Below are 23,955 nucleotides of genomic sequence, written 5' to 3'. Positions count from 1 at the left end.
GGCAGCGGGGCTGTCCGGCTCGCGCCGCCCAGGCGGCGCCGCGCGTCATCGCTCCCCATCCATCGCCGCGCGATACAGGGGTACCCGGCTCGTCGGCCCCCACCCACCACCGCCGGTGGCTCCCCGCGCAGCCTCGCGATGCACGCACCCCAACCCCGCTCCTTGATCCACACCCCTATTGCCGGACGCTCTTAATCATCAGACAAACTCTATACCCAACATTTCAACTTCGCTATCCATCGTCAATCACAACAGATCACCCAGCTGTTCAATCACGGCCGGCGCGCACGGCAACCAACACCTGGCCTGGCACAAACCGCCCATCGCCCGCAAGATCGCGAACCACCACCGCCGTCGCCATCGCGGTCGGCCGGCAAACGGCCAAGAGGCTCCGGCAACAGGACTGCCCGGCTCGCGCATCCAGGCCGCCTCCTGGCTGCGTTGCCGGCCAAACCGGGACAACTCATCCGGTATCGCTTCGGCCTCCCGCCTTGCCAGGGGCCGCCTGGACGCGGCTCACTGATCGAAAGCCTGATCTCCCACACGCTCTCAGCGGGGCATGATCGGAGAAGGGCTCGTCGAGCACCCCCGCCGGTAACGAGGATCAGGCAGGTACGGGTAGAAGTACTGACAAGAAGGCCACAAAAAGTCCAGCCGCGACCGATTGGAACAGGATGGTTACTCAATGCCGTGGCGCCAGCCAGCGAAGCACCGTTCGACCGCACGGCGATGCGCGCCAGCGCCCGCCCGAAACACTGGTACCCAAAAAAGCCAGACCGGCATAACTATCGACCGCATAACAATTAAGCGAAGGACATGAACAGGATGATCCGGAAATGAACAACAAGGAGTCTGCTGACGACAGCGGTAATCGGCACAACGGGCAGCTTCCGTTCGCACAGGCTGCCGCCAGCCATCCGTCAACCGCGGCAGGATGGCTGGCCGGCGCCCTGAGCAAGCCCGTGTCACTGGTCCGGATGGTCCCCAAACGCCGCCGCATACGCCCGGAGAGTCCTTCGACACCGCCCGGCCGAGTGATCGCGTGTCACATATACCGGGACGGCTACCGCGATCCGCGATCGATCCACCATACCGATGCGCTGCGTGTTGCCCGGGATCACCGCGGCAGTTTTGCCTGGCTCGGCCTGTACGAACCGAGCACGACGGAACTGTCCAATATCGCCGATGTCTACGGGCTGCATCCGCTCGCGGTCGAGGACGCCGTCACCGCCCATCAACGGCCGAAACTGGAGCGATACGGGGAGACCCTTTTCGTCGTCCTCAAGACCGCCTGTTACGTGGAACACGAGGAGCTGACCTCGACATCGGAGATCGTCAACACCGGCGAGGTCATGGTGTTTCTCGGCCAGGATTTCGTAGTCACGGTCCGGCATGGGGAACATGGCGGGCTCCAAGCCCTGCGCAGCCGGCTGGAAGCGCACCCGGAAATGCTCCGCCACGGACCGTCGGCTGTCCTCCACGCTATCTGCGACCAGATTGTCGACGATTACCTGGCGGTTACCGAGAAGATTGAAATCGACATCGACGACGCCGAGGGATCGGTCTTTCACCGATCGATTCCGCCCGATGCCAGTAAAGTTTACCAGCTCAAACGTGAGGTGCTTGAGCTCAAGCACGCTGTCACGCCACTCGCCGCTCCGCTGCGAGCGCTCACCGAACCGGACGTCGGCGGGATTGCCCCGCGCATTCAGGAATACTTCCGTGACGTGGCCGACCACCTCGAACAGGTCACCGAACGAATAGCTCGATTCGACGAGCTGCTGTCGTCAATTATTCAGGCGACCTTGACACAGGTGGCCATCGCGCAAAACGAGGACATGCGCCGCATCAGTGCCTGGGTCGCCATCGCCGCGGTTCCGACAGCGGTTGCCGCCATTTACGGGATGAATTTCGAGCACATGCCCGAACTGCGGCAGCCGTGGGGATATCCCGCTGCTCTCTGCTTGATGGCGGCAATCTGCTTCACCCTGCACCGAGCCTTCAAACGGAATGGCTGGCTGTAGCCTCGTACCGTGGTACGCTCAAATATCAACTGATAGCATGATGGACGCTCGTGAATATTGCTGCTGGCTTTCGCGGCCGGTCCGGTCAGCTCGCCGGTGGAGCCGATACACCGACGAGCTGACCGGTATAGCAGAAGGCCGCGATCATCATTTTTTGCGTGGCTGACGCCCAAAAACCGACCGAACTCATGTTTCGTGGCGTCCCGTGTGTAAAAATTGAGCAGGGTGTTGAAGGCGCCACAATACCAGGCAAATTATCCACCGAGCTGGCCGCGCCGCGAAGCTCCCGCCAGACGCGGGTGGCCTCCGTTCGAGCCAGCACAACTGGCACAACCAGTGCCACAGGCCGGGCCATGGGAATTACCACGGCGCGGCCCCGCCGACCCGGCTGGGATACCGCCCGTCAGGACTATACCGTACCCAGCAGGACCGCACCGCGGCTTCGTTCGATAGCTATTTCATACTAGGAACAACGACATATCACCCGACAGCGGGATTCACGGAGACCACGCTGTCGGCTACCGTAATCGCCTGTGTCAGGCCTTCGTGCGGGAGTTCACAGTCAACTGCCGTCCCAGCCGCGGGCTAGCGGCAGCGTACGGTTACAATCCGTTCTCAGTCGCAACGCGGGCGTGGGTGGCAATGACGACGCCCCCCGCCGTATCCACACCATCACCTGTGACGTCGACCGCGACATCCGCGACATCCGCGACGCGATCCGATGACCCAGCCGACATACCCGGTCCGTAACGATCTTATCGCCGAGCTGGCGACAAGACTGGAGCAGCTCGATCAGATCCTTGGGCGGCTGGAGGATGCCGAGCGGCAGGCCGCCGACGCCAGCGAGCGCCTGATGCGCACCCGGCGGTGGCAGGAGGAGACGGTCCGCGCGATCCAGGACGAGCGAGCGCAGATGCGCACCCATCAGCGGGCGCTGGACGATCTCGCGGACCGCGCGCAGGCGGCCGTCGAGGCCCTGTCCGGCCAGTACCGCTCCCTGCCCCCGGAGATTCACGAACTCGCGGTCGAACTGCACGTCCTGCAGACCGCGGGCCTGCTCTCCCGCCGCGACACCCGCGCCCGGCGCCGCTGACGCCGACCCGTCCCAGGCCGCGGACATCCTCTCGCACAGCGGATTTCGGAGCGGGAAATCCCATAACGGCTGACACAGTGCGTAATCTAGCGAGCCTATTCATTAAGATAATTTTCGCTACTACATGTCAGCGATATATAGCTGTCGGCACTCAAGCACCCCCCCGTCGCCGGACCGTCACCGCTATGGCGTAATGTCATCTTCCGCATCCTGTGGGTCATGGCATGGCAAGCCTCCGTCTAGGCGACCTGTCGCAGTGGCCAGCAGATCAAGATAGAGCGGCGAGTGATCGGCAAGGAGGATGGGAGGAACCGCTATGGTCACTTCTGCGAGTACTCGCCGTAGTTGTGAGGGACTAGTATTTGCTGGCACCATCCTTTTGAACTAGTCTCGCGCCGACGTCACGACAACACCGGGCCGAACGCCGAATCCTGCCCACGGCCCCGGTGTCCCCTCCGAGTCGTCACCAGGGCAGGAGCGGGGGACCCATCCTCCACCGGTTGGCACCGAGCCACGGTGCCGACCTAGGGGTGAAGTGAGTCGTGTGCTGGTCGCACGGCCCACCGGGCAGCCCAGCCCGAACCCGACAGCTCACCTCGCAGGCGAACGGGAAGGATCACAGTCTTGTCTGCGCCCGATGTGCAGCTTGATCCGGCAATATGGCCATGTTCGTCGCCGACGGCGTCGCTGTCCTCGCTGCGACCTCAGGCCGAGACACCTGGGCGTCCAGCCCGCGGTAGGCACCGCGCGCCCGCTCCGCCGTCGGCCCCCGGCCGCGTCCGGGCACGTGCCGCGGTCGCGGCGATGACAACCGGCACGGTTGCGGTGTCAGGCGTCGCGCTGGCCGGCTGCGCCCCGACCGACTCAGGGATGGACGAGACTTCGGTCAGTTCCCGGATCACCCTTGGCTCTCAGTTCGGAAGCCAGGCGTCACTCGCCGGTCTGCGCACGTCCGTTATCAACCCGGCCACCTCGGTTGGCCCCGGGTCCATCACCAGCCATGTGATCGATCAGGCTGACCTGCACCCCAAGTCAGGTGTCGCGCTCAGGGTCACTAATCCGGACGTGTCAGTACAGGCCGACCAGCCCATTGACATGGGCTTCTCCCTCGAGGACGGGACGACCCACGCGCCGCTGTCAAACCAGCTCATCAAAATTCAGGTAAAGCTGCCTGACGGCTGGGCAACATTCAAGCACCTGTATACTAACGAGCAGGGCTTTGCGAGCTACACTGCCAAGGTCCTCACCACCACACAGATCACTGCTATCTTCGACGGAACGGATGCCCTGCAGTCGGCTCGCTCCTCGAACGTTGGTACTATGACGGTGGTGCCCAGTTCGGTCCCCGCGCCTCCGGCGCAGGCCGCCGGCTCGGCCGCTGCTGCCGCGTTTCGGGTATCCACCTCCGATACAGCGGATGCTACGATGCCAGTCGGATCGCTCGGTGAAAGAGCTGTCTATCTGGCCGCGCAGCAAGCCGGCAAGCCTTACGTGTATGGTGCGGAGGGCCCCTACTCCTTCGACTGTTCCGGCCTGGTTCAGTATGTTTTCAAACAGCTCGGCCGCAGTCTCCCCCGCACCGCGGAAGAACAGTACGAAGCCACGGCCCATGTGTCGCAGTACAATAAGCAGGTCGGCGACCTCATCTTCTTTGGTACGCCGGGAAACATCTACCACATCGGCATCTATGCCGGCGGTGGCAAGATGTGGGCGGCACCAAAGTCCGGTGAAGTCGTTTCGCTCAGAGATATCTACACCACGTCATACTCAGTCGGCCGGGTCAGTTAGCGGCCAGCGGCCTCGCTCGTTGACTCCTTCATCTCACTGATATGACTGACGCAGTCAGCCTCTGAAAAACATATAGCGGGTTCACGCGTGTCCTCCCCCTCCGGTCACGCGTGAACCTCACCGCCAGATCGGTGTTGTCGATATAAACACCGGTCTGGCGGTCCCAAACCACAACTGGATGTCTCCAAAGACTTCCGCTGGTCGGATCGAGCCAACCCCCCCGGCTCGCAATGCCCGGCGGAACACGGGCTTCCCCGGCCTTTCGCACTGAACCCCCCCCACAGTGCGCTTGGCCGGCGGAGGTCCTGGGCTCCCGCTGGTCGGCCGTGCCACCCCCCCGGCCAAGCCGACCGGCGGGAGCCCTCTCAACGACAGCCGACGAGGCGGGTCGAGGATTGATCCACAAATTGCCGGGATCTCCAGCTCGCTTCAGACCGAAGGCCACGCGAAAACACCATCATCGCGTGGCCTTCGGTGGCCGCTTAGAGCGACCGGCAATAGGGCGTTCGATCAGGGAGCGGCGACCGCTTAGCCCTTGATGTCCTTTGAGAATTTCCACAGCTCGCTGGTCGTGGCTTCGTTCCATTTCCGCCCTGGCGCAAGAGCCACTGACTTGACATGGACCCGTGAAGGACACGCGGGGAGCGGCCCGACCGTGTTCACCGTCCCGACCGCCGTGAACAGTGGCTGCTGGGCGGGGTCGAGCGGGCCGCAGGCCACCGTGAGCGCGAGACGGCCGCCCTCTCCCGCACCCCAGATGTAGATCCGGGACATATCGATGTTCGATCGCTCCTTGGCGACGTAACGGACCACGTCCCACAGATACCGCGCGTCCTGACCGTTGGTCTGCCAGGTACTGGCCACCGCCTCCGGATACACCAGAGCGAACTTCTGTTGATCAGCAAGCGCGGACACCTTACTGTCCTTCTCGATCGTCGCCGCGTCACTCTCGTCGTCATGCAGGACGAGGAGCAGCGGCACCGGCTTCTCGGGCTTGGCCTCGGCGTGGACCGCAAGCTCCCGGCCCGCGGACTCGTAGCCCGCCGGAATCTCGGCGCGCTCGGTCTTCACCTCGGGTGAGTGATGCCCGTAGGCGAGGGCAACGACGACCACGCCAGCGGCCACCAGCACCCGTCGACGGTTCTTGCTCCACAGCTCTTTCCCGGCTTTGAGCGGATTCGACGCCACCAGACAACCGAACCACACCGAGAGCCGTTGATTCGGCAGATTCGACACGTGGCGTGGACGAGTCGGGCACCACAGCCGTGGTCTGGCACACACCTGTGCGGGTTGACGCCAACGGCGACCAGCCGGGCGGACGCGGCCAGGCGCCAGCGGCCGCTCCACGGATCCGCCGCGGCGGCCCCAGGACACCCGCTTCGCGCCGATGGTGTATCCACAAGAATCTGTAGAGATCCGAGACGCCGCGGACGGATGACATGGCGTAGGGATGAGGCCGAGGTGGACAATGAACAAGCACTCGATCATCGGGCGCTGGAGAAGATCGAGCATGAGCTGGCCGTGCTCGGCCGCCGGGCCGAACGGTTCCGCATGGCCATCGCGGACGGCTCCGGCCCGCCTCTCGACCGTTCCGCCTATCTGCTTCTCAGCTATCTGTACGACCACGGCTCGGTACGGTTGACCACCCTCGGCGCGGTGTTCGCCCTCGACATCTCGACGGTGAGCCGCCAGGTCGCCGCACTGGCCACCGAGGGGCTGGTGGAACGCGCCACCGATCCCACCGATCGCCGGGCCAGCCTGGTGACCCTGAGCGCACGCGGACGCGATCGCTACGTCGTCACCCGGGCAGCGCGGGTAACGAGCATCAGCGGCTTGGTGAGCGGCTGGGAAAAGGACGAACGCGACAGTTTCGGAACGCTTCTCGGTCGTCTCAACGCGGCGATTGCCGAACGCGACAGGGCACAGCTGCCGTCACGGAGTCAGGCCGCGACGTCGAGAGCGCGCAGCCGCGCCTGACGCAGTAGTTGTATCTCAGCCGGGTCAACCAGCGCCGGCAGCGGGCCGTGCACCCAGGACAGCAACAGATCGGCCAGTGCGGGGTTCTGCGCGAGAACCGGGCCGTGCAGATAGGTACCAATCACGTGGTGATCCACGATGCCGTCGGTCTGGTCCGTGGTGCCGTTACCGACGCCCTTGCGTACCACGCCCAACGGCCTGCCCCGGCCGCCAGCCAATCGTCGAGTACGCCCGGCGTGGTTCTCGTAACCGAGCAGCACCGGAAGACCCAGGTCGGATGTTGGTTCCACGACGATGTCACCGACCGCGCGGGGCGGCGCCGGCTGGTCAGCCGGGTCGAACGACCGGCGCGTCTCCACATCCACCAGGCCGAGCCCGTCATGCACCTCGTCGCCAGCGGGAAAAGATGCGCCGATCACCTGATAGCCGGCACACACCGCGAGGACGACAGCACCTTCGTTGACCGCTCGCAGCAGCGATGTGCTTCTGCGCAGGCCGTCAGCAGCCAGCACCTGCGGTGCGTCCTCACCCCCGCCCAGCAGGTAGATGTCGCAGCCGCCGGGCACCACCTCACCGGCCGGAACGTTGATCACCTCAGCCGCCAGCCCTCGCCAACGCAGCCGCTGTGCCAACACGATCGCGTTGCCGCCGTCACCATAGGTTCCGAGCAGCTCCGGATAGATCAGAGCGATGCGGGTCGCCGAGTCGGAGATCATACCGCCATCCTGGTCATCTGGTTGTCCCCACCGGGGCAACCCGCCCCAGAATGTCACGGAAGGCGGTGTAGTTGGCGACCACGTCCACGGTCTTGTCAAAGACCGTGGACGCCGCGCTCTCGGCGTCGGGGTGCACCGTGTGCGGAACCTCCGCATAGGCCAGCCGGACGCTCATGTCCTCCTTACGCTCGCCGGTCACCAGCACGTCGCGGCCCGCGAGCCGCTCGAACGGGACATCCCAGATCCAGGAAGGATCACGGCCGTCAGCGGTCTGGGAGTTGAAATCTATGATCACTGGGCGCGCGGGTGCCGTGTTGAGCAGCTCCATCATCTCCACCCAGCCGGCCGGGTTCTTGGCCAGCAGGAGCCGCCCGCGTACACCACTCTCACCGAGCTCGACCTCCTGATAGCGACCTTGGACGTCATCGAGACCGGTCATCGCGGCAAGCGCGTCCGCGACCTCGACCCCGAAGAGCTTCGCGGCGGCGGCGGCCATCGCCGCGTTGCCGAGGTTCACCCGCCCCGGCAGGTCGATGGAGGCCCTGATGTGACGACCGAACCACAGCAGTTCGCCAGGCCCGGTGACGGCGACGATCGGCTCCGGGCGGGCCAGCCCGCAGTCGCACCACCACCCCGAAGAGTTGCGATGCAGCAGCCGGGCACACTGCGGACACACCATCGCATCCGCTGTCCAGTTCTGCCCGACCGACACCCAGATCTGGTTCGACCACCCGGACGCGGCCCAGGCGACCAGCGGGTCGTCGACGTTGGCGACCACTGTCGCGGCGGGCAGATCCGCCCCGAGCTCACGCCAGAGGCTCGCGATCCGCCGGGTCTCGTTCGACCGGTCGAGCTGGTCACGGCTAATGTTGAGCAGCACAACCGCCCGGGGAAGGATCTGCCTGGCGACCTTGGGCAACCAGATTTCGTCCACCTCGAGCGCGGCGGCCGCGTCGAAGGGCGGACGGGACAACGCGGCGAGCACCCCCGGCGCCATGTTCGCGCCGCCGCTGTTGCTCTTCACCGGGCCGAGGGTGCCCAGCGCGCGGGCCAGCAGCCGAGTGGTCGTGGTCTTGCCGTTGGTCCCGCTGACGCAGACCGCCATCCGGCCGGCCGCGACCTCGGTGAGGATCCGCGGGGATACCTGTAGGGCGAGCTTACCGCCGATCATCTCGCCTGATCCACGTCCCAGCCGGCGGGAGGCTGAGGACGCGAGTTTCTCCACCGCGAGCGCGGCGCGGGTCCGGGTGGAGAAACGGCGTGGGGGTGGTGTGGTCATCGCCTCATCAGCGTGCCATGACTCGTCTCGCCTGTTACAGAGACCCCGTACATCTCCACAGGGTGCCACGCCCAGGCTGGCGCCGACGACGTGAAATCGTCAGATCCGGGCATGGTGCTCGCGGAGCCAGGCCAACGGATCCACCGGGCGGTCCCCGACATGCACCTCGAAATGCAGGTGGGGGCCGGTGGAATGACCTTCGTTTCCCACCAGGGCGATCTGCTGACCAGCCGCGACGGTTCCTCCCCGGACCGTGAGGACCCGCATGTGCCCGTAAAGCGTCTCGACACCATCCCCGTGCTGCAGCACAATCTCGTTCCCAAAGCCGGAGGCGGGCCCGGCGTAGAGTACATAACCGGCGGCGGCGGCCATGATGGGAGTGCCGAGTGGCGCGGCGATGTCAAGCCCGAGATGACGCTCGGAGCCGGCGGTGGGGTTGAAACCGCGGGAGATCGTCCCGATCACCGGTGGCACCCAGCCCGGCGCCACCGGATCGGCCGCGGCTGGTGGCTGCGGCGACTGCGGTGCCGCTCCGGGCGCGGGCGGATCATCCTGTGGCGGTGTTCCAGGCGCGGACCAGCTCGAAGCCGAGGGAGCCGAGGGAGCCGCCGCGGGTGGCGGCAGAACAGTCCGCAGCGACATGACCCGCAGGCCCTGGACAGCTTGGCGGGCTGTGGCGGCAAGCAGCACCGGGTCCGGCGTCCCGGGGACGACGAGCGCCACCGCGCTGTCGGCGACCAGGCCGAGCGCGGCGGACCGGGATCGGTCCACCACCACCCCGACACCCGGCAGACGAATTGTTGCCAACGCACCGATTCGTAAACCAACCGGCCGGTCATGGCCGACATCAACCTGGCCGCCCAACCGCACATCCAGCGCCGCCGCAACACTGTGCGCAACCGCGATCTCCCCATCCGCGATTCGCTGCCACAGCGCGGTGACCTCGGCAGTGCCCGCGGGCGCGACGGTACGCAGCACGTTTGGATCAGCCCCAATCGCGCCTGTACGGCCACTTCCCACACTCACCTCGGCAAAATCGGCGACAACCGCCTCGGATGCGCCCACGGCCCGGCCGAGTCGATCGATCTCAGTCCGGGTAAGACTGCGATCAGTGGTGACGAACAGGTACGGATCGGTGCGGTGAGTCAGCGGACCCACCGAGGCTCGGGGACCCACAAGCGCGCCGAACGCAGCCGCGACGGGCGGATGGGCACCAGCCCGCGTCCTCAGGCTGACGCTTCCCGCGCCGAGTACGCTCACGCTCACCACTGTGCCCGCCAGTAACAGCGCAGCCGCCGCGCCGGCAACCAGCGGCGGCACACCGGCCGAGCCGCGCCAACCGCGGTGGGTGTCGGCATCCGCCGCCGGAACAGCCGCCCGGACACCCGGCTGGGTCCACACCCAACGTCACCCCCGTAGTAATCTTCCAGACCGTCGGCCGCACGAAAACAGCGCGACAGCATGATTGCGCCGTCCTTGGTGCGTTAAGTCCGCCAGTAAGCTGATCAGGTACAAGTGTGCTGCAAGGTGTGATATGACGTGCCCGATATGGGCGTCCGATGGGCGAAAGCACGGTGACTGTCGTCCGACCGGGGCATGCCCCAGCCCACGCGGCGGCGGGCAGCGGCTCGCCGGGTCCGGTGACCGCTCGGGCGGCTCCGCGGGCTGGGCGACCACCGTGGTCGCCACAACGCCAAGCGGAGGCACGGAGCCGGGTGCTGAAGTGGGTATGGACTCGATAGAAGGACGTGGGGGAGTTCGGTGACGCAGAGAGCCAGTGCCATCGGCCGCGAGCGCGGACGCTGGAGCGCACACGAGATCAGTCTTGACGACGCGGAAGACCTTGACGGGCTCGCGGATTTCATGCATGACATCTCCGCCGAACTCGTCATCGCCTTCATCGAGGAGGATGACGAGTACCTGGGCATTGTCCGGATCGACGGTGACACCGGTGATCCCAGGGTGTTCCTGTCCGACCATCGGGTGCTGTTCACCTCGGCGCTGGCCGATCGGCTGTTCGCGGGTGCGCTGCCGCCGGCGGGCAGTGCCGCCATCGACGACGAGTCCGACGACCTGCTCGCGGGCGCCACACCAGCAGGTGACATCGACTTGCTTGCGGACGTCGGCACGGACGCGGACGCCCTCCTCGAACTGATTACGGAAAAGGGGCTGCTACCTGCCGACGTCATATTCGCGATCAGTGAACGCGCTGGCTGCGCGGATATTCTGGACGAAATCGGGAACTGAGGTGGCGGCCGGACACGGCGGCGTGGCCCGCTTCGCCGATCTGATGGGTGCCGCGCTGGAAGAGGCCGAACGGGCTCTGCTCACGGGGGACGTTCCGGTGGGTGCCGTCGTGTCCGCCGCGGACGGAACCATCATCGGCCGGGGCTGTAACGCCCGGGAGGCCGACCAGGATCCGACCGCTCACGCGGAGGTGGTCGCGTTGCGCGCCGCGGCGGCGGCAGCCGGCTCATGGCGGCTGTCGGCCGCAACCCTGGTTGTCACCCTGGAACCATGCACGATGTGCGCGGGCGCGCTGGTCCTCGCCCGGGTCGGCCGGCTGGTCTACGGAGCGTATGACCCCAAGGCCGGAGCAGCCGGATCAGTGTGGGATGCCGTCCGCGACCCGCGGCTCAACCATCGCCCCGAGGTGATCACAGGCGTGCGGGAAGAGGAATGCGCACGCCTGCTCACGGACTTTTTCGCCACCCGCCGACTCCCGCGCCGGACATCCGGTTCATGATTGACTAACAGCACCCGACCACTAAAAGCGACCGGATCGCGCCGCCGCGCGCCCGCCGACAGGCAATCGCCAGCATGCCCGCCGCGTCCAGTAAGCTAGCTAGCGGTGGAGTCGCCTAGTGGCCGAGGGCGCACGCCTCGAAAGCGTGTGAGGGGGCAACCCCTCCGTGGGTTCAAATCCCACCTCCACCGCTCTCTACCAGGCCAGTCAGTCGCACCGGCGCACCCACGCCTGAATCTGCCCGTTGATCATTTGGTCTCACTTCCGGTCTCATTCGGTCCGCCGGTGGGCGCCGGACCATCCCCCGGAAAGATCCTTCGGCTGCTTCCCCCACGCCCCTTGACGACGAGCAGGATGACGAGCAACCGCCAGTGTTCACCCTTGTGTGTCTGGCGCGGGCCGATTCGGGGTGTCGAGCTCCGTGAAGACACTTCGCGTTGTCTGTTTGTGCAGGTCAGCCAGTTGCGCTGTGCATGCACGTACCCTGACTACAGGCACGCTCGGGGAGGGGTACGACGTGGTGGACGATCCGGGCGCTCGTCTGCGGGCTCTCCGGCTGCGGCGTGGCTTCTCACAGGAGAGGCTGGCTGACGAGGCTGGGCTGAGCGTGTCGACGGTGCGGAAGATTGAGCAGGGTGGAAGCGCGCGAATCGAAACGCTGCGCACACTGGCCGGTGCGTTGGATACGGAGACGTCGTCGCTGTTCGGGGCGCGTTCGCCTGAGCCGGTGACTGATGCGATGGAAGACGAGAAGCTGAATCTGCTGCCGCTGCGCCAGGTCCTCACGCCTGCTGTCGGCTTGATCGGCGTTTCGCGGTCGCCTGCTGGCAGGTCAGTGCGGGAATCACAGTCTCAGCTTCGAGATGCGTTGTCGAACGCGGTCCGCGTCTACCAGAGTGACGACTTCGGCGCGGTGGCTGCGATGTTGCCGGTGATGATCGAGGAAAGTCGCGGGCTTGTCGACGGCGCGGAGAACGAGGATGATCGGCGGGAGGCGGCGCGGCTGCGGGCGGAGATTTTCCAGATCGCGGGTTGGTTTCTGACCCAGGTACGTCAATACGATCTTGCCTATGCGGCAATTCGCGATGCGATGCGAGATGCGCTTGATTCCGGGGATCTGCTGACGGCCGCGGTGGGTGCCATCTCGCAGTCATGGCTGTTTGTGCGTCAGGGGCGGTTCGATGACGCGGAGCGGCTTGCTCAGGAGACAGCATCGCAGGTTGAGCCGCGCCTGTCGATAGCGAGTGATGCGGAGCTGTCGGCGTGGGGATGGTTGTTGCTGCGTGGCTCGGCGGCGGCGGTGCGGAATAACCGGGTTGATGCTTCGGATGACTTCTTGTCGCTTGCCGAGGTCGCCGCGTCCAGGCTCACTGGATCTGGGGCCACTGGCCGATACCACCAGTATCTGACGACGTTCGGTCCAAACGTTGTGCGGATGAAGCGAGCTGAGGCTCTGATGATCGTTGATGATCCGCGTGGGGTACTGCGTATCGCGGAGGACGTTGGCGGCATCGGAGGGAAAGTGCGGCGGTCGGACAACTACAGCCGTCATCTGCTTGACGTGGCGGCTGCGCATGCGGCGCTTCGGGACTTCGGGGATGCGGTCGACGTGCTGACGCTGCTGCTTCGCGGCGCGCCGGAGTGGCTGCGACATCAGCGCAAGGGTAAGGACGTTCTGAGCACGGTTCTGCACTCGCGGAAGCGGAAGCTGAGCTCGGAGCTACGTGAGCTTGCCGACTTCATGCAGGTGCAATAGATCGTTTAGCTACCGCATAGCGCGGTAGTTGCGCGTAGCGCATCGAGCGAACTACCACGTTACACGACTCGTCCCGATTACCGGTTGGCGTTAGGTTCTTCGCATGGCCTCCGGGGCTGGTTGAGATGGGAATCGGTTTTGGGAATCGGTTTCCTGTTTCCTGGCCTCGGGGTGCCCTTTCGTCACCTCTATTGGCTGGAGAACCTATGACCTGGCGATCCTGCATCATCGGCAAATGGGAGCTACCCGTCTATGGGCGTTGACCGCGTCCGTTGGCAGCGTTCGTCCTCGGCGGACTGGGAGCTCGACGTGGGGGATCTGCCGGAGCTGCGGGTGGGCTATCAGGACGGTCTGATCATCGGTCTGCTCCCCGAACCGCTCGGCCCCGATGCGGACGGCCAGCAGATGATGGCGTCCGACATGGTGGATGCCGCGCCGGATGTGATGGTCGGGGCGGGTATCGGCGTCGTGCAGCTGTCGACGGTGGGCCTGGTGATGCTGCATCGGCGGTTCACGCCACTGGTGCAGTCCCGGGTGGCATGGGCGGTGGGCATCCGATTGCGGCGGCAACGCCTGCTGGCGGGTGCGGATCCTCGGGTGGTGATGACGGGGGCACGCCCGACGGCGGATCTGGTGCCGGCTGGGGTGAGCTTCTCCGGGTATCCGGTGCGGCTACGTGAGGACGCTGCCGTGTCGGTGGTGGAGGTGTGGGAGGTGCTGTTTCCGGTCTTGATCATCGCGGAGGAGCCCTCCCCGGCCTGACCGTATCTGCTCCGCGGAGTTGAGACGCGCGTACTCCGCCGAAAACCGTGCGATGGGGTCAAAGATCGGCACTTGTTTTTCCAGCCCGGAGAGCCATCCCCACCCCCGAGACAGCCCCACCGACAACCCACAACACCCCGGTTCGGGGCTCTCCCCCGCCTCGGTTCTCCTGCTCGATGCGCTCGGGCGCGGCCGGTCAGGCCATGGTCTCCAGGATGGCGGCGATGTCCGCCGGCTCGGTGCACGGATTGATGATCGCGAAGCGGGTCACCGTCTCCCCCTCGTGGACGGTCGGGGTGACGAAGGCGAAGCCTGACTGCAGCAGCTTTTCCGTCCACTCGTAGTATGTCTGCGGCGGCCAGTTCAGACGCCGCAGAACAACCACGGAAAGCTGGGGTTCACGCACGAGCTCCACGTAGGGCAGCGCCCGGATCTGCTCTGCCGCGGCGCGGGCGGTGGCCAACGACTTCTCGACAGCGGCACTGTACGCACGGGTACCGTGCACCGCGAGCGAGAACCAGAAGGGCAGGCCGCGCGCCCGCCGGGACAGGCCGATCGCGTAGTCCGCCGGGTTCCAGGCGTCTGGGGACTCCAGGACCTTGAGGTAACCCGCCTTCTGCGCATGTGCCGCGCGGGCCAGCGCTGGTTCCCGGTAAATCAGCGCGCAGGCGTCGAACGGCGCGAACAGCCATTTATGCGGGTCGACGATGAAAGAATCCGCCGCCGCCACACCGGCAAAAAGATGACGGACTGATTCCGCGGCCAACGCGGCCAGCCCGTAGGCACCGTCCACATGTACCCAGATACCACGTTCACGGGCTACTTCGACAATACCTCGAATATCGTCGACAATACCGAACTGCGTGGTACCGGCTGTTGCCACGACCGCGAAGACCGTGTCCGACACAGCGGTACCGGCAAGGTCCAGTGCCTTTGCCAGGGCAGCGCCGGTGAACCGTCCATCGGGGTCCGTCGGAACAACCAGGACGTCGACACCCATAATCCGGGCGGCGGTCTCGATCGAGGAATGTGCCTCGGAACCGCAGACGACGCGCCACGCTATGGGCCCGGTGTTGGGACCTGTCGCCCGGTGCCTGGCCTGCTGCGCCGCGTGTCTGGCCGTGACCAGCGCGGAAAGGTTACCAACCGTCCCCCCCTGGACGAAGACACCGCCGGCCTGGAGCGGGAAACCGGCCAGCTCGGCCAGCCAGCGTAGTGCCTGGTTTTCCGCGTAGACGGCGCCAGCGCCCTCCAGCCAGCTGCCCGCGTATACCGAGGAGGCTCCGACAACAAGATCGAACAGGACTGCGGCCTTGGTGGGAGCCGCCGGGATGAACGAGAGGTTGCGTGGATGATCGACCGAAATGCAGGCCCTGGACAAGAGCGTGTCGAAAAGGTCGAGCACCGCGACGCCGCCCATACCGTCGGGAGTTATGGTCTCGCCCACCGTGGCGGCGAGGTCCGCATGTGACCGGGAGCCGTCCAGCGGGACCGGATGCATACGCAGGCGCTCCCGCGCATAGTCAACAATGGCCTGGGTCAGATCCTCGCTATCCCTGTCATAACGATGCACGGAACAGATTATAGCCAGCTGCACCTGACAATAGAGGCCGAATATCACGGCGAAAATATGTGCATTTCATGTGCATTGACGCACGGCCGGAAACATGCAAAAAATAATACGGAACAGGAACGTCCGGCGACAGGGGCCTGGATCAAGGAGCGGGGCTGGGGCGCGTGCCTCGCGAGGCGGCGGAGGGAGCCACCGGAGGTGCTGGGTGGCGACCGACGAGCCGGGGTACCCGTGCATCGCGCAGCGATGGACGGGGAGCGATGACGCGAGGTGCGCGCCCCAGCCCCGCGACGCCGCGTCCCCTGTTGCCGGTCGCTCTTACCGCCGGAGCCCCCAGCTGCCGCACTCCAGGTGTGCACCGCACGGCGATCGTCACGGACGCGAGCCGATCCGAGCCCGCGGAACGGGGCGTGGCGCCCAGACGGATCATGAATGATCAACAAAAAGTTGACCATCGACCAACTGGCCGTCAGTCAGTTGGTCGACAGCACGACCGCAGCCTTCCCAACGGGACCGGCCGAACAGCCCGGATCGGTGGCAGGCCGCAGCCTGCCCTTTGACGGGTATCCGAGTGCCGATGACGGGTATCGGAGCGCCGACCGTGGGCCACGATTACCCGCGGTCAGAGGCAGATGCTCGCTGGATCGCCCCAGGCGCGCGCGGAGCCGCGATCGCGCGCCCCGTGGCCTGCTGACTCGGCTCAGACGTCCTGCTTGCCCCGCCTGCGGAAGAGGAAACCGCCGCCAGCGATGGCGGCCAACAGGGCGATCAGCGCGAAACGCTTCATTGCGTACCTCCACGATGCGGACAAAAGGCGTTACAGAACATTCCAACACCGGCATCGCCCCTGGCGCATCGGCCATGGGACACACCAGCAATATCATCTTGACCAACGGACCGAACCACGCGGATCGGTGACGGACCAAGCCTGAGCATGCCATGCCCACCGCCAACGGGAGAGCAGGCAGGCCCGGATGCCGACCCATCATACGGACGCCGTTTCCCAGCCGCCGGGCAGCCCAACCGCGACGATCTCAAAGAAGATCACGAATAGCTATGGTCTGATCCCGGCCGGGGCCGACCCCAACCGCTGACACCGGCGCTCCGGCCAGCTCCTCAACGGCCTTCACGTAGTCGCGAGCGGCCCGCGGCAGCTGGTCGAAGGAGGTGGCTCCCGCAATGTTCTCACCCCAGCCCGGCAGCTCATCGTAAATGGGCCTGGCGTGGTGAAACTCGGTCTGCGTCATGGGCATGTCGTCGTGACGTACACCATGAACATCATATCCGACACAGATCGGAACTCGATCAAATCCAGACAAAACATCCAATTTGGTGAGAAAAATATCAGTCAGTCCGTTCACCCGTACGGCGTAGCGGGCGATGACAGCGTCGAACCAGCCGGTACGCCGCGCTCGACCGGTGGTCACACCAAACTCGCCGCCCACGGCACGGAGCTCATCGCCGACCTTGTCGGTGAGCTCTGTCGGAAACGGGCCAGCGCCGACCCGGGTCGTGTATGCCTTGCAGATACCGATCACCCGCGTGATCCGAGTCGGACCGATGCCCGAACCGGTCGCGGCCCCGCCCGCCGTCGGGTTCGACGAGGTGACAAACGGATAGGTTCCATGATCAACATCTAGCAGCGTACCCTGCGAGCCCTCAAGCAGGACAACCTTACCATCACGTAATGCCCGATCGAGGACAAGCCCGGTATCGACGATATGCGGCCCGAGCTGGCGAGCGTATCCGGCGTACTCCTCGACGATCGCATCCGCGTCGAGAGCCCGCCGATTATAGATCTTGGTCAGTATCTGGTTCTTCTCCCGCAGCGCCAGCTCCAGCTTGGCCCGGAAGATCCCGGGATCGAGCAGATCCTGGACGCGAATCCCGGTCCGGGCGATCTTGTCACCGTACGTCGGACCTATCCCGCGACCCGTCGTCCCGATCCGGGCCTTGCCAAGGTAACGCTCTGTAACCTTATCGAGCGCGCGATGATGCGGCATGATCAAATGAGCGTCCGCACTGATCAGCAGGCGGGATACATCGATACCACGGGCGGTCAGCCCGTCCATCTCCTGGAGCAGGACCCCAGGATCGATCACAACACCGTTGCCGATCACGGGCACACAGTCTGCCCGTAGCACACCGCTCGGAATCAGATGCAAAGCGTAGCTTTCCTCGCCGATGACAACTGTGTGTCCGGCGTTGTTACCGCCCTGGTAACGGACGACGAAGTCAACCGCCCCACCAAGGAGGTCAGTCGCTTTTCCCTTGCCTTCATCGCCCCACTGGGCGCCGATGAGCACGAGCGCGGGCACCGAGCGAGGTTACCTGGCCCGCCGGCCATGGAGTGCGGAAGGCCAGCGCACCCTGATATCGATCTAGCCCGACAAGGGAGAAGCCGCGCCTTCTCCAGACCTTCGCACGCTCCGTGGCACGCCAATCAGCCAGAAAAAGAATCATGGTTCTTTCGGCTTCCGGCGACCTAGGAAGATCCAGAAGAGACTCAAAAAAGATCATCATGCAGGGCGCCCCAGGGCACCCGAGGTGCGCGGGGGGACATACTTGATCGTCTAAAAGAAAGTCCTACTTGCATTACCAAGAGTTACTGTGGAGGCTGTTCTGGTAACAGGAGTAGTCGATCGGGACGGGGGTGTCACGGTGGCCGCTGTCACCGCCCGGTCCGTGCCTGCCGAAGGCTCCGGCCAGAGCACCGGCACGGCGGACGACCTGGCATCGGAGAGCGCTTCCGCCAACCGACGGCGACACGAACAAACGATCAGCAGGGAGCCGTCGGTCCCTTCGCCGCATCCGTCCAACAGATCCCTATCAGCACAGCCGGTCCAGCCGCCAACGCCGGCCGGGGACCCGCCTGGGAGAGGCCTGACCACACTGAATCTGCCCAATACCCCCCTGCCGCCAGCGCTGCGGCAACCCGACGGGGACGGCTCACCGGACAGCTCGCCACCCGTCGCGGCCGCGTCAGCCGACCCCCGGCCCGACAGCCTGGTCGGTCCGCTCACGGTTCACTGGACACCGGCACTGCGCACCAATCTCGTTCGCCAGTCGCAGGCAGCGAGCCCGGTTGTCGGTATACGGGCCTGGCCAGTCGGCTTCTCGCCCATCGGCGACCTGCTTCCCGCCACGCTGCCCGAGGTGCTCAACCGCGGCAGCCATGCGGTGCGCAGCGCCAAGCAGGTCGAGGAGCAGCGCAAGGAACGCGCGGACGCCATCGCCAACTACGCGGTCGCGCAGATTGCCGAGTTCCTCGCCATCTGCGCGGCCGAGGAGCTTGCCCCGACCTTCGCGATCCGAGTGATCGCGGACCAGGAACCGGATCCACCCGCCGACGGGACGCCTCGACGCGGGCGGCGCGCCCAGCCACGAGCCTGGCCGATACTCCACTGGCGCAATCAGAGTTTCCCGTATACCGGCCGATCCCTGCACCTGTTCGTGGACTCCGCCGGGCGGACCTTCGAAAGCCGCGAGGATCCCGGGCCACGGGCCGTCCTCGGTCGCGAGGTCCGGGTGTGGCCGGTGGACCTCCACACGGTCATCGGGGCCATGGCGGAAGTCGACGCCCGGCGCTGCGCGCACCAGCTCGTCTACGCCATGGCGCACCTGCTCTGGAATGCCGGCATCAGCCTGTAAGCGCCAGCTCCGCAACCGCCAGCTTCGCCCGCAAGTCCGGATAGCGCGGTCGGCACGGGCGCTACCCTGTACCGCGTGCCCTCCCCCACCGACCGCGACGACCGCGACGCGGGCGCCGTGACCGGAGACGAGTCCGGACGCTGCGCGCTGGCAGCCCGCCGCCGGCAGACCAGGCCGGCACGGGTGGCGAGGTGAAGATCCTCGTCGTCGGTTCGGGCGGCCGGGAACACGCGCTGTGCCGAGCGCTGGCGCGTGACCCGGCGGTGGGCTCGTTGGTCTGCGCCCCCGGTAACGTCGGCACCGCCGAGCTGGCACAACCGCATCCGCTCGATGTCACGGACCCGGACGCAGTGGCCGACCTGGCCGAAGCCGTCCAGGCGGAGCTGACCATCATCGGCCCGGAGATCCCCCTGGTTGCCGGCGCGGCCGACAAGCTGCGGGCCAGCGGCCAACGCTGCTTCGGGCCGACCGCCGCGGCCGCGCGGCTGGAGGGCAGCAAAGCCTTCGCCAAGAACGTGATGCGCGCGGCCGGCGTTCCCACCGCATCATCACGTGATCACACCGAGGTCGAGCCAGCCCTCGCCGATCTCGACGAGTTCGGCCCGCCATACGTCGTCAAGTACGACGGTCTCGCCGCGGGCAAGGGCGTCACCGTCACCGCCGACCGGCAGGCCGCGGTCCGCGCGGTGCACGCCTGCCTGCGCAATCCGGGCGACCGGGTCGTGATCGAGGAGTATCTGGACGGGCCAGAGGTCTCCCTGTTCGCGATCGTGACCGAAGCCGGAGCCGTCATTCCCCTGCTGCCCGCCCAGGACCACAAGCGGGTCGGGGACGGCGACGCCGGACCGAACACCGGCGGGATGGGCGCATATACGCCGCTTCCGTGGGTACCGCACGGCTTGTCCACCCAGGTCGTCCAGACGGTTATCCAGCCCACCGTGGACGAGATGGCGCGCCGCGGCACCCCCTTCCACGGCCTTCTCTACGCCGGTCTCGCCCTGACCTCCCGCGGTGTACGGGTGATCGAGTTCAACGTCAGGTTCGGGGACCCCGAGATACAGGCGATCCTGGCCCTGCTGTCCAGCCCACTGACCGGCGTCCTGACCGGGCAGCAGGCACCGGTGTGGCGGTCCGGCGCCGCGGTCACGGTCGTCGTCGCGGCGGCCGGCTATCCGCGGGCGCCGAGAGTCGGTGATCCGATCAGTGGTCTTGCCGCCGCCAGTGCCCTCACCGGCGTGGACATCCTGCATGCCGGAACCCGCCGGGACACCGATGGCAGAATCGTGTCGTCCGGCGGGCGCGTGCTGTGCGTCACCGCGATCGGCTCGCATCTGGAGGCCGCGAGAGGATCAGCCTACGAAGCCGTCAGCCGCATCTCCCTGGCCGGCGCACACTACCGGACCGACATCGGGGACCCGGGCCGGTTGGGCTACTCCGGGCCTCCGGCCGTGCGACCCACATCATGATCGCACGCCCTTTGGCCCATATTCTCCGCCAAGCCTCCGGCCGTGCGACCCACATCATGATCGCACGCCCTTTGGCCCACATCCTCCGCCAAGCCTCCGGCCGTGCGACCCACCACGATCGCACGCCCTTTGGCCCACATCCTCCGCCAAGCCTCCGGCCGTGCGACCCACCACGATCGCACGCCCTTTGGCCCAGTTGGCTACGGGTAGGGGCACACCGAGAAAGTGAGTGAACGAGCAGGTATGAACATGGCCGACCAGACCATCTCCACCGCGTTGCCGCCCAAGGTGGCCATCGTGTATGGCTCTCCCTCCGACGCGCAGACGATGAGCAAGGCAGGCGCGACGCTAGAACGTTTCGGAGTCCCCTACGAGCAGGTCTCCCTGTCAGCTCATCGCGCCCCCCACGCCCTCGCCCGGTACGTGGGTGAGCTGCGGACCCGCGGGATCGCGGTCGCCATCGCCGGTGCCGGCCTCGCCGCCGCCCTGCCCGGCGCGGTCGCCGCGCTCACGACGCTGCCCGTGATCGGCGTCCCGATCTCGGGTGGGGCGCTGGACGGTATGGACGCCCTGCTCGCCATTGCGCAGATGCCGCCCGGCGTCCCCGTTGCCACGGTCGGGCTGAACAACTCCACGAACGCGGCCGTGCTGGCTGCCCAGATCCTCGCGCTGAGCGACCCGGACCTACACCTCCTGCTCACCGCGTTCAAGGACGACTTCGAGAAGGCCGCCGCCGCGGGCCTCGCGGAGATGCTGCCCCCCAGCAGCTGACCGCATGGCGGGCAACCGGACTGATCAACACTGATCAACACTGGACAGCCGCTGTTCAGCCCCGCTGAACAGCACCGAACAGCCCGCTGGGACGGGTCACAGGATGGGCGCGGGAAAGTACCCCGCGGCGTCGGGGTAGCGACGTACTACGTCGTCAACACGGGTATGGAAGTCCGCGACCTGCGCCTGGGCCGCGCCCGTGAAGGCAAGCGGCTCGGCCAGCACCGACGACAGCTCGGCGGCATCCAGCCCCAGCCGCTCGTCGCTGGCGAGCCGCTTCATCAAATCGTTGTGGTCAGCTCCCTTCTCCCGCATCGCGAGGGCGACCGCGACCGCATGCTCACGGATGACCTCGTGGGCGGTCTCCCGCCCGGCCCCACGGCGCACCGCCGCCATCAGGACCTTGGTCGTGGCCAGGAACGGCAGGTTGCGGTCCAGCTCCCGGGCGATCACCGCCGGGTAGGCCCCGAAGTCGTCGAGGACGGTGAGGAACGTCTCGTAGAGCCCGTCCGCGGCGAAGAAGGCGCCTGGAAGAGCCACCCTGCGCACGACCGAACAGGACACATCCCCCTCGTTCCACTGGTTCCCGGCAAGCTCACCGGTCATGGCCGTGAACCCGCGCAGCACCACAGCCAGGCCACTGACTCGCTCGCACGAACGCGTGTTCATCTTGTGCGGCATCGCCGACGAGCCCACCTGGCCGGCGGCGAAACCCTCGGTAACCAGTTCATGGCCGGCCATCAGCCGGATGGTCACCGCGAGACTCGCTGGCGCCGCCACCGCCTGCGCCAACGCGCTGAGGACGTCGAAGTCGAGCGACCGCGGGTAGACCTGCCCGACGTTGACCAGCACCCGTCCGAAGCCGAGGAAATCCGCGATCCGCCGCTCCAGCTCGGCAAGTTTCGCCGGATCCGCGGCAAGCAGGTCGAGCATGTCCTGCCCGGTCCCGACCGGGCCCTTCATCCCACGCAGCGGATAGCGGGCGAGCAGCTCCTCGACTCGCTCGAAGGCGACGAGCAGCTCCTGCCCGGCCGACGCGAAGCGTTTGCCGAGCGTGGTGGCCTGCGCGGGGACGTTGTGGCTGCGGCCGGTCAGCACCAGTGTGTCGTATTCGGCGGCCAAGCGCCCGAGGCGGGCCAGCGCCGCGACCATGCGTCTCTGGATCACCAACAACGAGCCGCGTACCTGGAGCTGTTCGACGTTCTCGGTAAGATCCCGCGATGTCATGCCCTTGTGTATGTGCTCATGGCCGGCAAGAGCGTTGAACTCCTCGATCCGGGCCTTGACGTCATGCCGGCGGATCCGCTCCCGCCGCGCGATCGAATCGAGATCGACCTCGGGGAGCACCCGCTCATAGTCTTCGATCACCCCCGCGGGGACGTCGAGGCCCAGGTCCCGCTGGGCGCGCAACACCGCCAGCCACAACCTGCGTTCCTGGACAACCTTGTTCGCCGGTGACCACAGGTCGGTCAGCTCAGCCGAGGCATAGCGGGTCGCCAGGACGTCAGGGATCACATACTCGGTCGCCATACAGGCCATCGTGCCCCACTCCGGGCCCGGATCCCCAGCGCCGGATCCCCGCCGCCGGATCTCTGAGCAACCGGATCTTTCAAGGTCCGCATGGTCAGGATTCGTACGGTCAGTCAGTGGATGAGGACCTCCAAGATGATCATTAGGAAACCGAGCACCGCGCTGCTGCCCGCATAGCACACCAGGCGCCAGCCAACCAGCTGAGAGGCCCGGCCGGCCACCGTGCTCCAGATCCCGAGCAGGACTACCGACGTCCACAAGGCCGCCTGCTGGGCGCCCTCCACCGTGGCACCCTCCCCGGCGGCGATGGCCAGCACCGCCATCGGCGGCACGGCCGCCTGCACGATCGGCCAGTGCTCAGCCAGTGCCGCGCGGACCTCACCCAGCGACAGTCCCGCGCCCGTACTGAGCCGGCTGCTGATGACGCGCGCGTAGCCGTGCGCGAGCCAGAAGACAACGACGGTCACGGCGACCGTCAGCGCGATCTCGTAGCTCTGGGTCTGCTGCGGATCCTCGGCCGCGACGACGGCCGCGACGAGAATCGTCCCGTAGATGGCGTTTGCGGGGTCGCCGGTCGGCAGGATCAGCCACCGGACGACACCCCGACGCCACGCCGACACCCCGGCAGCGACAGCCGGCCCAGCCACCTCGGTGTGGGCGTCCGCGGATGGCAGCGGCGATTGTCGCTCCGTCACGATCCCCCTTACGACAACGCCCGGGAGCCAGCGGCGCCGGCTGGCCTTACCCAGCCCGTGTCTGGCCCGCCAAGGTCGTTGACTTAGAGCGCCCGAGGACAGGACTGTCCGGCTCGCGGCTCCCCGCG

At 66.3% G+C, this 23,955-nt stretch carries 19 protein-coding genes, 1 tRNA gene and 1 riboswitch; of the genes, 12 read left to right on the top strand and 8 right to left on the bottom strand.

Annotation, left to right across the window (positions count from 1 at the left end):
• Nucleotides 1-836: 836 nt before the first annotated feature.
• The 3 genes from corA to MJ777_RS03450 all read left to right on the top strand — a co-directional run bounded on the left by corA (nucleotide 837) and on the right by MJ777_RS03450 (nucleotide 4,905).
• Entirely contained in the window at nucleotides 837-2,024 is a 1,188-nt protein-coding gene (gene corA / locus MJ777_RS03460) for a magnesium/cobalt transporter CorA (RefSeq protein WP_239309025.1), read from the top strand.
• Nucleotides 2,025-2,745: 721 nt separating this feature from the next.
• Nucleotides 2,746-3,117, top strand: a complete 372-nt coding sequence (locus MJ777_RS03455; protein ID WP_239309024.1) for a hypothetical protein — start codon at nucleotides 2,746-2,748, stop codon at nucleotides 3,115-3,117.
• A 448-nt stretch (nucleotides 3,118-3,565) separates the two neighbouring features.
• Nucleotides 3,566-3,736: riboswitch (cyclic di-AMP (ydaO/yuaA leader) on the top strand.
• A gap of 185 nt (nucleotides 3,737-3,921) precedes the next feature.
• Entirely contained in the window at nucleotides 3,922-4,905 is a 984-nt protein-coding gene (locus MJ777_RS03450; RefSeq protein ID WP_239348215.1) for a C40 family peptidase, read from the top strand.
• Between the two features lie 528 nt (nucleotides 4,906-5,433).
• Here MJ777_RS03450 and MJ777_RS03445 read toward each other — a convergent pair.
• Nucleotides 5,434-6,093, bottom strand: coding sequence for a plasmid partitioning protein (locus MJ777_RS03445; protein ID WP_239348216.1), 660 nt, complete (start codon nucleotides 6,091-6,093; stop codon nucleotides 5,434-5,436).
• A 273-nt stretch (nucleotides 6,094-6,366) separates the two neighbouring features.
• Between MJ777_RS03445 and MJ777_RS03440 the strand changes: the two genes are divergently transcribed.
• Complete coding sequence (locus MJ777_RS03440; protein WP_239373093.1) at nucleotides 6,367-6,882, top strand: MarR family winged helix-turn-helix transcriptional regulator; 516 nt, start codon at nucleotides 6,367-6,369, stop codon at nucleotides 6,880-6,882.
• Here MJ777_RS03440 and MJ777_RS03435 read toward each other — a convergent pair.
• From MJ777_RS03435 to MJ777_RS03425, 3 genes are all read right to left on the bottom strand, one after another.
• Nucleotides 6,846-7,598: a type 1 glutamine amidotransferase gene (locus MJ777_RS03435; protein WP_239373091.1), complete on the bottom strand. Its 753-nt coding sequence runs from the start codon at nucleotides 7,596-7,598 to the stop codon at nucleotides 6,846-6,848. The two genes, MJ777_RS03440 and MJ777_RS03435, sit on opposite strands and share 37 nt — an antisense overlap.
• Nucleotides 7,599-7,611: 13 nt before the next feature.
• Nucleotides 7,612-8,877, bottom strand: a complete 1,266-nt coding sequence (locus MJ777_RS03430) for a Mur ligase family protein (RefSeq protein WP_239348219.1) — start codon at nucleotides 8,875-8,877, stop codon at nucleotides 7,612-7,614.
• 99 nt (nucleotides 8,878-8,976) lie between these two features.
• A complete protein-coding gene (locus MJ777_RS03425; protein ID WP_239313766.1) occupies nucleotides 8,977-10,278 on the bottom strand; it encodes a M23 family metallopeptidase in 1,302 nt (433 codons plus the stop codon).
• Nucleotides 10,279-10,638: 360 nt separating this feature from the next.
• On the opposite strand from MJ777_RS03425, the gene MJ777_RS03420 reads away from it, so the two are divergent.
• From MJ777_RS03420 to MJ777_RS03400, 5 genes are all read left to right on the top strand, one after another.
• Nucleotides 10,639-11,124 (top strand): tRNA adenosine deaminase-associated protein, encoded by a 486-nt coding sequence (locus MJ777_RS03420; RefSeq protein WP_239310205.1) that lies wholly within the window; start codon nucleotides 10,639-10,641, stop codon nucleotides 11,122-11,124.
• Nucleotides 11,125-11,167: 43 nt separating this feature from the next.
• A complete protein-coding gene (tadA, locus tag MJ777_RS03415) occupies nucleotides 11,168-11,623 on the top strand; it encodes a tRNA adenosine(34) deaminase TadA (RefSeq protein ID WP_239310207.1) in 456 nt (151 codons plus the stop codon).
• A 104-nt stretch (nucleotides 11,624-11,727) separates the two neighbouring features.
• Nucleotides 11,728-11,814 (top strand) — tRNA-Ser (locus MJ777_RS03410).
• A gap of 278 nt (nucleotides 11,815-12,092) precedes the next feature.
• A complete protein-coding gene (locus MJ777_RS03405) occupies nucleotides 12,093-13,379 on the top strand; it encodes a helix-turn-helix domain-containing protein (protein ID WP_239373089.1) in 1,287 nt (428 codons plus the stop codon).
• Between the two features lie 252 nt (nucleotides 13,380-13,631).
• Nucleotides 13,632-14,141: a hypothetical protein gene (locus MJ777_RS03400; RefSeq protein ID WP_239373087.1), complete on the top strand. Its 510-nt coding sequence runs from the start codon at nucleotides 13,632-13,634 to the stop codon at nucleotides 14,139-14,141.
• 196 nt (nucleotides 14,142-14,337) lie between these two features.
• Here MJ777_RS03400 and MJ777_RS03395 read toward each other — a convergent pair whose 3' ends face one another.
• Both MJ777_RS03395 and MJ777_RS03390 read right to left on the bottom strand, forming a co-directional pair.
• A complete protein-coding gene (locus MJ777_RS03395; protein WP_239310202.1) occupies nucleotides 14,338-15,714 on the bottom strand; it encodes an aminotransferase class V-fold PLP-dependent enzyme in 1,377 nt (458 codons plus the stop codon).
• A 1,034-nt stretch (nucleotides 15,715-16,748) separates the two neighbouring features.
• Nucleotides 16,749-18,032: an adenylosuccinate synthase gene (locus MJ777_RS03390; protein WP_239373085.1), complete on the bottom strand. Its 1,284-nt coding sequence runs from the start codon at nucleotides 18,030-18,032 to the stop codon at nucleotides 16,749-16,751.
• Between the two features lie 292 nt (nucleotides 18,033-18,324).
• Here MJ777_RS03390 and MJ777_RS03385 point away from each other — a divergent pair, with 292 nt between their 5' ends.
• The 3 genes from MJ777_RS03385 (at nucleotide 18,325) to purE (ending at nucleotide 21,602) form a co-directional block, all read left to right on the top strand.
• Nucleotides 18,325-19,365 (top strand): hypothetical protein, encoded by a 1,041-nt coding sequence (locus MJ777_RS03385; protein WP_239310200.1) that lies wholly within the window; start codon nucleotides 18,325-18,327, stop codon nucleotides 19,363-19,365.
• A 191-nt stretch (nucleotides 19,366-19,556) separates the two neighbouring features.
• Nucleotides 19,557-20,831, top strand: a complete 1,275-nt coding sequence (gene purD / locus MJ777_RS03380) for a phosphoribosylamine--glycine ligase (RefSeq protein WP_239373083.1) — start codon at nucleotides 19,557-19,559, stop codon at nucleotides 20,829-20,831.
• Nucleotides 20,832-21,080: 249 nt separating this feature from the next.
• A complete protein-coding gene (gene purE, locus MJ777_RS03375; protein ID WP_239310198.1) occupies nucleotides 21,081-21,602 on the top strand; it encodes a 5-(carboxyamino)imidazole ribonucleotide mutase in 522 nt (173 codons plus the stop codon).
• 96 nt (nucleotides 21,603-21,698) lie between these two features.
• On the opposite strand, the gene purB is transcribed toward purE, so the two are convergent.
• Together purB and MJ777_RS03365 are read right to left on the bottom strand one after the other, a co-directional pair.
• On the bottom strand, nucleotides 21,699-23,141 hold the full coding sequence (purB, locus tag MJ777_RS03370; protein ID WP_370651591.1) for an adenylosuccinate lyase: 1,443 nt from the start codon (nucleotides 23,139-23,141) through the stop codon (nucleotides 21,699-21,701).
• A 104-nt stretch (nucleotides 23,142-23,245) separates the two neighbouring features.
• Nucleotides 23,246-23,955 (bottom strand): hypothetical protein (locus MJ777_RS03365; protein WP_239373081.1); only part of this gene is annotated, 710 nt, incomplete at its 5' end.

The organism is Protofrankia sp. Cj5 (genome assembly GCF_917627405.1).
Taxonomy (GTDB): Bacteria; Actinomycetota; Actinomycetes; order Frankiales; family Frankiaceae; genus Protofrankia.
This window is presented reverse-complemented; position numbering and strand designations above follow the sequence as displayed.

Excerpts from the sequence above, each read along its gene's own strand:
- corA (WP_239309025.1), top strand. The coding sequence starts at position 837 with ATGAACAACAAGGAGTCTGCTGACGACAGCGGTAATCGGCACAACGGG.
- MJ777_RS03455 (WP_239309024.1), top strand. The coding sequence starts at position 2,746 with ATGACCCAGCCGACATACCCGGTCCGTAACGATCTTATCGCCGAGCTG.
- MJ777_RS03450 (WP_239348215.1), top strand. The coding sequence starts at position 3,922 with ATGACAACCGGCACGGTTGCGGTGTCAGGCGTCGCGCTGGCCGGCTGC.
- MJ777_RS03435 (WP_239373091.1), bottom strand. The coding sequence starts at position 7,598 with ATGATCTCCGACTCGGCGACCCGCATCGCTCTGATCTATCCGGAGCTG.
- MJ777_RS03430 (WP_239348219.1), bottom strand. The coding sequence starts at position 8,877 with ATGACCACACCACCCCCACGCCGTTTCTCCACCCGGACCCGCGCCGCG.
- tadA (WP_239310207.1), top strand. The coding sequence starts at position 11,168 with ATGGGTGCCGCGCTGGAAGAGGCCGAACGGGCTCTGCTCACGGGGGAC.
- MJ777_RS03400 (WP_239373087.1), top strand. The coding sequence starts at position 13,632 with ATGGGCGTTGACCGCGTCCGTTGGCAGCGTTCGTCCTCGGCGGACTGG.
- purE (WP_239310198.1), top strand. The coding sequence starts at position 21,081 with ATGGCCGACCAGACCATCTCCACCGCGTTGCCGCCCAAGGTGGCCATC.
- purB (WP_370651591.1), bottom strand. The coding sequence starts at position 23,141 with ATGGCCTGTATGGCGACCGAGTATGTGATCCCTGACGTCCTGGCGACC.